The organism is Natronobiforma cellulositropha (assembly GCF_025629245.1).
Lineage (GTDB): Archaea > Halobacteriota > Halobacteria > Halobacteriales > Natrialbaceae > Natronobiforma > Natronobiforma cellulositropha.
This window is the reverse complement of sequence record NZ_JANZXN010000049.1, coordinates 1-7,181: the sequence shown is the minus strand read 5'-3', so window position 1 is coordinate 7,181 and position 7,181 is coordinate 1. Positions and strand designations below refer to the sequence as shown.

The window sequence follows — 7,181 nt, the reverse complement described above, 5'->3', positions numbered from 1 at the left end:
TAGAATAGCGTAATTCACTGACTCGTCGAGCTGCGAAATAGTCATCAAACTGGCGAGTAGTCACCGTTCAACCTATGCATTATAATTCATCTTCGGAACCCGTCGCCCGCACCGACGAAGCCGTCGGCTCGAGCGCGGCCGGTCGAACACGCACACAGGTTAGCGTAGAAGGTCGTCGTAAATCGTCCGAAGGCGGCGGACGGTGCCCGCGCTGTCGACGTCGTCGCGCCGCTCGAGACACCGGCGTCCGAGCCGGTCGCGCTCGTCGAGGGTTCGTTCGAGAGCGCGGGCGAAGCCCTCGACGGAGCCGGGGGTGTAGTGGTAGCCGGTGTCGCCGTGGGTGACGGTCTCCGAGAGCGCGCCGGCGGCAACGGCGGCGACGGGCGTCCCGCAGGCGATGGCCTCGAGCGCGACGAGTCCCTGGGTCTCGACCGGACTCGGGAAGGCGAAGGCGTCGAGCGCCGAGTAGAAGGCGGGGAGTTCCTCGCGCTCGAGCAGGCCGAGAAACCGGGCGTCGATGCCGAGTTCCGTGGCCCGGCGCTCGAGTTCGGGCCGTGCGGGTCCGTCACCGCCGAAGACGAGCGTGACGTCGTCGCGCTCGAGTGTGGCGACTGCCTCGAGCAGTTCGTCGAGGCACTTCTCGTGACCGTGGCGGCCGGTGTAGCCGACGAGGGTTCCTTCGAGTTCGTAGCGGTCACGGAGCGCGCTCGAGTCGACGGGGCGGAACCGCTCGACGTCGACGCCGTTCGAGACGACGCGGACGGGTGTGGAGACGCCGACCCGATCGAGGACGTGCTGGCGGGCGTCTACCGACGGGGTGAGCACGAGGTCGGCGTGGTCGTAGAACCAGCGTTCGTAGCCCTCGGCGAGTCGGCGGATGGGACCAGCGAGGTGACTCGAGGGCGCGAGGTAGGGGGCGTACTCACCGCTCGGGGTGTGGTAGGAGGCCACGAGCGGGGCGTCGAGTCGGCGGGTGAGTCTGCACGCGGCGAGACCGACGGCGAACGGTGTGTGGGCGTGGACCACTTCGGTGTCCTCGAGTCCGTCCGGGACCCGTGGTTCACCGAGTCGGTAGCCGTCGTAGAAGGGAAAGTCGACGCTGCGGACGGGGTGTTCGGTCGGTGCGGGGTCGTAGCCGTTCTCGCGGGGGAAGACGACGTCCATCCGGCCGCCGAGACCCTCCCAGCGCTCGCGCCAGTGGGCGATGGTGTAGGTCACGCCGTTCACCGTCGGGAGGTAGGTGTCGGTGAACGCAGCGACCCGCCGTGTCATATGGACTGACGTTCGCGGCCGTCGCTTAAGTCGTTTGGTTACTCGAGACGGTCGGCGGCTTCCTCGCCCGTCGTGTCGCCGGCGGTGTCGACGGGCGGCCGTCCGGCGTCCGTCTCACTCGAGCGGGTTCGGTACCGGCGGACGGCATCGGCGAGCGAGAAGCGGCCGACGAGGCGTGCCGACAGCCAGACGGCGATCCAGGCGAGGAGCGCGCCCGCGACGACGTCTATCGCCCAGTGGATGCCGAGGTACATCGTCGAGATGGCGACGCTCAGACCGAGGAATCCGGCGAGGGAGTTCCAGCGCGGGTAGATGGCGCGCGTGCGGTAGGCGAGCAGTGAGACGGTAACCGCGAGCGAGGTGTGGAGTGAGGGAAAGACGTTGGTGTTGCGGTTGACCTGGCGGGTGAGGTGCTGGTAGCGCGGGTAGGTGTCGTAGAGCAGCGGTTCGATGACCTCGGGCATCACGTTCCGCGGGCCGTAGGCGATGACGATCACGTAGATGAACAGGCCGAGGACGTAGTTGAGGGTGTAGGCGGCGAACAGTTCTCGAGCGGGGCGCGTATCCGAGAGCGCCAGGTAGGCGATGACGGGGAAGATCAGCATGAAGACGTAGCCGTAGATGTAGATGAACGAGAAGTACGCCGTGAAGACGGGGTGTTCGAACGACTGGAGCCAGACGATGAAGCCACCCTCGAAGTCGTAGATAACCCAGGTGAAGTTCCAGTCGAGTATCCACGAGAGGTCGGGAACGGTCTGTCTGGCGACACCGTTGAACAACAGGGCACTCGCGAGGACGACGACGACCGGCGCCACCGCCCGCAGGCGGGGAACGAGGTCGCCGACGGTCGTACGCAGTCGGTGTCGCCCGACGATGACGGCCGTCGCGACGACGAGCATGCAGGCGACGACGACCGAGACTCGGAGGAGTACCTGTACGTACATCAGCGCCTCACCAGGAGCGACCCCGATGGATCGTACCGGTAGCCAGCCCGCTCGAAGGCGTCTCTGGCTGCCTCGGCGTCGAGGTCGCCTTCGGTACCGAAGAACGGGACGGCGGGGTCCTCGCCGTCGAACGCGAGGTCGTCGGGTACCCACTCGCCGGTCAGCGGCGTCGCGACCGCCTCGGCGTGGCCGCCGAACACCGAGTCGACGAGGTGGCTCTTATCGAGGAGGCGGGCGACGGTCCGACGGGCGTTCGGGTTGGCGAACGGCGCACGTCGTGCGTTGAACCCGATCAGGTAGCGTACGCGTGACGGCTGGGTGTGGAGTTCGACGTCCGTCGTCTCCGTTACGTCGTCGATAGTGTACGACTCGAGCGGGTGGATCGTCACGTCGGCGCTGTCCCCCTCGACCGCCTCGATCGCGGCGGGACTGCGGGGTTCGACGTGCGTCGAGAACGTCTCGACGGTCGGCGCTGGCAGGTCGTCGACGCGCAGCGAGAAGTGATCGTCGAAGCGCTCGAGCGAGAGCGACTGGCGTTCCGAGACGTCGACGAATCGAAACGGGCCGCTGCCGACCGGTGGGACGTTGTCGGTGACCACTGCTTCGGTCGTCCCCTGGGCGACGCTGACGCCGGTCAGCTGGGCGGTCCCCGTCCGCTCCTCCCAGACGTGCGCCGGCAGGATCGGAACGGTGAACGCCCGTGCGGTCGCCTCCCGACCCGCACTCGTCGTGATCGTGAGGGTTCGCTCGTCGTGGACCTCGAGTGCGTCGATCACGCTCACCCGCCCCCGATAGCGTGAGGCTGGCGAGCGAACCGAACCCGCCCCGAGCGTGGTGTCGGCGACGAGACGGTAGGTGAAGGCGACGTCGGCGGCGGTCAGCGGTTCGCCGTCGTGGAAGGTGAGGTCGGGACGGAGCGTGACCGTCACCGTCCGGCCGGTGGTGGGCTCCTCGAGCGAGTCGGCGTCCGTTCCGTCCTGGTCGTCCGACCACGCCCAGCCCTCGGCGAGCCACGGGCGCAGTTCGTCGCCGTCGACGAGCGCCAGCGAGTCGTAGACGAGGTCGACGTACAGTCCCTGGTTTCTGTAGGCCGCCGAGAGCGGGTTGAAATTCTCCGTCACGCGTGGGTCAGTGACGACCGCACGGAGGTCGTCGACGCCGTCTGCGGGCTCGAGGTCGAGAAAGCCACGTCGGGTCGTCAGGTCGCGGCCGTTCCAGCCGTCGATCCGGTCGGTTCGCACCAGTCGGTGTTCGACCGGAACGGCGAGCGGGACGAACGGCTGGTCGACGACGACCGCTTCGAGCAGGTCGGCGACGGCCGCGCGGCGCTCCTCGCCGTCGGTTCGACGCTGGCGCTCGAGGAGGTCGTCGACCGCGAGGTTCGCGTAGCCGTAGGGATTCTGATAGCCGGACTCGTCGACGAACCGGGAGTGGAGCGCCTCGTAGAGGTCGTCCGGGTCCGACAGGTCGGGAAGCCGGCCGACGAAGAGGTCGAATCCGTGGTTGATCAACACCTCCCGGTAGAACTCTTCGACGGCGCGGTAGTCGATCGAGACGTCGATGCCGACGGCTTCGAGGTTGTCTTTGAGGGTATCCGCGATCACGACAGCGTGGCGGTCGACGTCGTCGGGGACGGTCGTGATCGTCAGCGAGAGCGGGTCGGGGTCGTCCCTGCCGACGATGCTGCGCGCGCGGCGAACACACCCGCTGGTCGTGACGAGACCACCGGTTGCGAAACCAGCGAGGACGGCGCGGCGACTGATCCGTGCGTCCGTGTCGGATGCAGGGAGGGGCATTCGATTGTCCAAGCTACCCGGCACAGAATATATAAGGATGTTGTGACGGCACAGCCAGTGACACACTCGAGTGGCGCGAAGGACGACTCAATCGGCGTCGAGGAGCCGACGGTAGACGGCGAGCAACCGCTCGCCGACGACCTCGAGTCGGTGCTCGCGAGCCGTCTCCCGTGCGCGCTCACCAAGTCGAGCCCTGAGTGCCGGGTCGGCATCGAGGCGCTCGAGGGCGTCGCGAAACTCCGCGGGCGTCGAACACAGCAGGCAGTCGACACCGTCGGTGTAGAACTCCCGGAACACCGGGAGGTCCCGGAGGACGACGGCCTTCCCGCAGGCCATCGCCTCGAGGACGGCGATGCCCTGATTCTCCGCGTGGGTGGGAAAACAGAAGACGTCTCCAGCGGCGAAGGCGGCGCGTTTGTCCTCGATCCAGCCGGTGAAGGTGACGTTCGGCGGCGGGTGGCGCGTCCAGTGGCGGACGGCCGCACTCGCCTGTGGGCCGCGATCGTAGGGTCCGAACCAGACGAACTCGAGGTCGGTCGCCTGGGCTAGCTGGCAGAACGTCGAGAGTCCCTTGCGCTCGAAGACGTTGCCGACCGCGAAGACGACCGTCCCCTCGAGACCGAAGCGGCGTCTGGTCGGCTCTCTGAGCGACTCGAACCCGGCGAGCGAGTCGAGGTCGACGCCGTTGGTGATCGAGACGACCGGGGCGTCGACCGGGTAGGACTCGAGGAGGCGGCGGGTGTAGTCGCTCGGTGTGCAGACGAGGTCGGCCTGCGAGTAGAACCAGCGCAAGTAGGTACCGAGCGGGCGCGCCGCGAGCGTCGACCCGCGAAAGCTCCCGGCGAAGTCCTCACGCGTGACGTGCGCGTGCAAGAGTACGGGGCGGCCGGTCAGCTTCGCGTGTCGGACCAGTGCGAGCGACCCCGGCCCGATGGCGTTGCAGTGGAGGAGGTCGTAGTCGACGGGCACCGGATCACCGCGAGCGAGACGGGCCGGAACCGACCACGGCGGGCCACCCCAGGGGTCCGTCCCGAGGGTGAGACCGTCGGGCCGAGAGGAGCCGTCGTCTCCGGGGTCGACCTGCGCGTCGGCGACGCGAACCAGTGCCTCGCGCTGGGCGGCCGTCGCGGTCGCGATACCGCTGCGCTCGAGCGGGGACTCGAGTTCGAGGTAGTGACAGACGCGCACGGGCGGCCGTTCACCGGGTGGGCGAAAAACGCTACCGCTCTCGGCCGGCCGGAGACGAGAACTTGACATCCTCCCCGCGCTAAAGCACGGGGCTTTCTCCTCGAACTTCCGTAACAGGGATGGCCCGACGGCTCGAAGTCGAGCTATGACCGTCGCCGAAGAGCGCATCGAGCGGTTACACGACCTCGCTCGAGCGGCCGCGAGCGACGGCGAGGACGACCGCGCACGCGAGTACGTCCGCCTCGCGCGTCGGATCGCCGAGCGAAACCGCCTCTCGTTGCCGCGGCCGTTCACCCGATTCACCTGCGACGCCTGCGACGCCTACCTCAGACCCGGCGTGAACGCACGCGTTCGACTCCGGCGCGGCCACGTCGTGATCACCTGTGACTGTGGCCACCAGAAGCGCTATCCGTACGACAGGTGAGCGACGCGACGATTCGCGAAGATTGAAACACCTCGCGACAGTAGCCCCGCCATGGACGAACGCGAACTGAAGCGCAGAGCCCACGACGTCGACGTGACCGTCTGGGTCGGAAAGAGCGGTCTCGAGGCGGTCGTCGACGAACTCAACGACCAACTCGCAGAGCGCAACCTGGTGAAGGTGAAGTTTCTGAGAGCCGCACGAGCGGGCGCGACGACTGAAGAGCAGGCGGCGACGCTCGCCGAGGAGGTGAACGCCGACCTGATCGAGACGCGCGGGCACACGGCCGTGTTGCATCGATGAGCGGCGTGCAGGCGAACGGCGACGGCGCTGGCGGGGAGTCGGCCGGCGAGAGCCTCGGCCCGCTCGGGACCCGACTCGAGACGGTCGACGGTATCGACGCGGCGCTCGCGGGGACGCTCGAGGGCGCGATCACGTTCGTCGTCGTCTTTGCGCTGCTCTCTCTGGTGGGTCGGCTGGTGGTGCTCCCGCTCGTGAGTCGGGCGCTCGACCGGCGCGAGTTCGACAGACACGCCCAGACGCCGCTGTTGCTCGCGACGAAGATCGGCGTCGTCTTCTTCGCCGTCGCCGTCGCCTTCGGTGCTGGCGGGTTCGGAAACTTCCTCGTCTCGATGGCCGGTATCGCCGCGGCCGCGGCGCTCGCGATCGGTCTCGCGACACAGAACGTCATCTCGAACGTCGTCTCCGGCGTCTTCATCTACACCGACAAACCGTTTCGCATCGGCGACTGGATCGAGTGGGACGACTACTCCGGCACCGTCGAAGACATCAGCCTCCGGGTGACGCGCGTCCGAACCTTCGACAACGAACTCCTGACGGTTCCGAACTCGAACTTAGTCGACGGCGTCATCAAGAACCCCGTCGACGGCGACCGCCTCCGGCTGAAGTTCGACTTCGGCATCGGCTACGACGACGACATCCACCAGGCGAGTGCGATCATCGTCGCCGAAGCCGAGCGCCACCCCGAGATCATGGACGACCCCGCGCCGTCCGTCCGCCTGACCGAACTCGGCGACTCCGACGTCGGTCTCCAGTCACGCATCTGGATCGCCGACCCCTCGAGAGCCGACTTCGTGCGCATCCGCGGTGAGTACGTCACGAGCGTCAAGGAGCGCTTCGACGAGGAGGGAATCGACATCCCGTACCCCGTGCGCACGCTCGAGGGGACCGTTCACACGTACACTGACGCGTGAGGTGCGGAGGAAGACGCACACACGTTACGCGTCGAACCGGTCCCCACGGTCGGGGAGAGTCACGTAGAAGGTCGACCCGACACCGAGTTCCGACTCGAGCCGGATGTCCCCGCCGTGGTGGGCGACGATCTTCTGACACAGCGAGAGACCGATTCCCGTCTCGGGGTACTCTCCGTCCGAGTGGAGGCGGTTGAAGACCTCGAAGATCTGCTCCTGGTAGGCCGGTTCGATACCGATTCCCTCGTCGGTGACACAGAATAAAGCGCATGCCCCCGTCTTCAGGCGGGGGTCGAGCGGTAGGCACTGCCGAACAATCACCGACTACTGGCCGTCTGGGGTCTCCTCG

8 protein-coding genes are annotated in these 7,181 nt (G+C 67.4%); 3 read left to right on the top strand and 5 right to left on the bottom strand.

What is annotated here, in order from left to right; genetic code table 11:
* Positions 1-159: 159 nt before the first annotated feature.
* The 4 genes from N0B15_RS15675 to N0B15_RS15660 all read right to left on the bottom strand — a co-directional run bounded on the left by N0B15_RS15675 (position 160) and on the right by N0B15_RS15660 (position 5,200).
* Positions 160-1,272: a glycosyltransferase gene (locus N0B15_RS15675; protein ID WP_263020653.1), complete on the bottom strand. Its 1,113-nt coding sequence runs from the start codon at positions 1,270-1,272 to the stop codon at positions 160-162.
* Between the two features lie 38 nt (positions 1,273-1,310).
* A complete protein-coding gene (locus N0B15_RS15670) occupies positions 1,311-2,216 on the bottom strand; it encodes a phosphatase PAP2 family protein (RefSeq protein WP_263020652.1) in 906 nt (301 codons plus the stop codon).
* Positions 2,216-4,012, bottom strand: a complete 1,797-nt coding sequence (locus N0B15_RS15665; protein WP_263020651.1) for an ABC transporter substrate-binding protein — start codon at positions 4,010-4,012, stop codon at positions 2,216-2,218. The genes N0B15_RS15670 and N0B15_RS15665 overlap by 1 nt, the downstream gene beginning before the upstream one ends.
* Positions 4,013-4,099: 87 nt before the next feature.
* Positions 4,100-5,200, bottom strand: a complete 1,101-nt coding sequence (locus N0B15_RS15660) for a glycosyltransferase family 4 protein (RefSeq protein ID WP_263020650.1) — start codon at positions 5,198-5,200, stop codon at positions 4,100-4,102.
* A gap of 145 nt (positions 5,201-5,345) precedes the next feature.
* Between N0B15_RS15660 and N0B15_RS15655 the strand changes: the two genes are divergently transcribed.
* The 3 genes from N0B15_RS15655 to N0B15_RS15645 are packed head-to-tail and all read left to right on the top strand — an operon-like array spanning position 5,346 to position 6,835.
* Positions 5,346-5,624 carry a ribonuclease P protein component 4 gene (locus tag N0B15_RS15655; protein ID WP_263020649.1) on the top strand — a complete coding sequence of 93 codons (279 nt, stop codon included), beginning with the start codon at positions 5,346-5,348 and terminating at the stop codon, positions 5,622-5,624.
* A gap of 51 nt (positions 5,625-5,675) precedes the next feature.
* A complete protein-coding gene (locus N0B15_RS15650) occupies positions 5,676-5,924 on the top strand; it encodes a YhbY family RNA-binding protein (protein ID WP_263020648.1) in 249 nt (82 codons plus the stop codon).
* Complete coding sequence (locus N0B15_RS15645; protein WP_263020647.1) at positions 5,921-6,835, top strand: mechanosensitive ion channel family protein; 915 nt, start codon at positions 5,921-5,923, stop codon at positions 6,833-6,835. Before N0B15_RS15650 ends, N0B15_RS15645 begins: the two co-directional genes overlap by 4 nt.
* A gap of 24 nt (positions 6,836-6,859) precedes the next feature.
* On the opposite strand, the gene N0B15_RS15640 is transcribed toward N0B15_RS15645, so the two are convergent.
* A complete protein-coding gene (locus N0B15_RS15640; RefSeq protein ID WP_317618614.1) occupies positions 6,860-7,153 on the bottom strand; it encodes a sensor histidine kinase in 294 nt (97 codons plus the stop codon).
* Between the last annotated feature and the right edge of the window lie 28 nt (positions 7,154-7,181).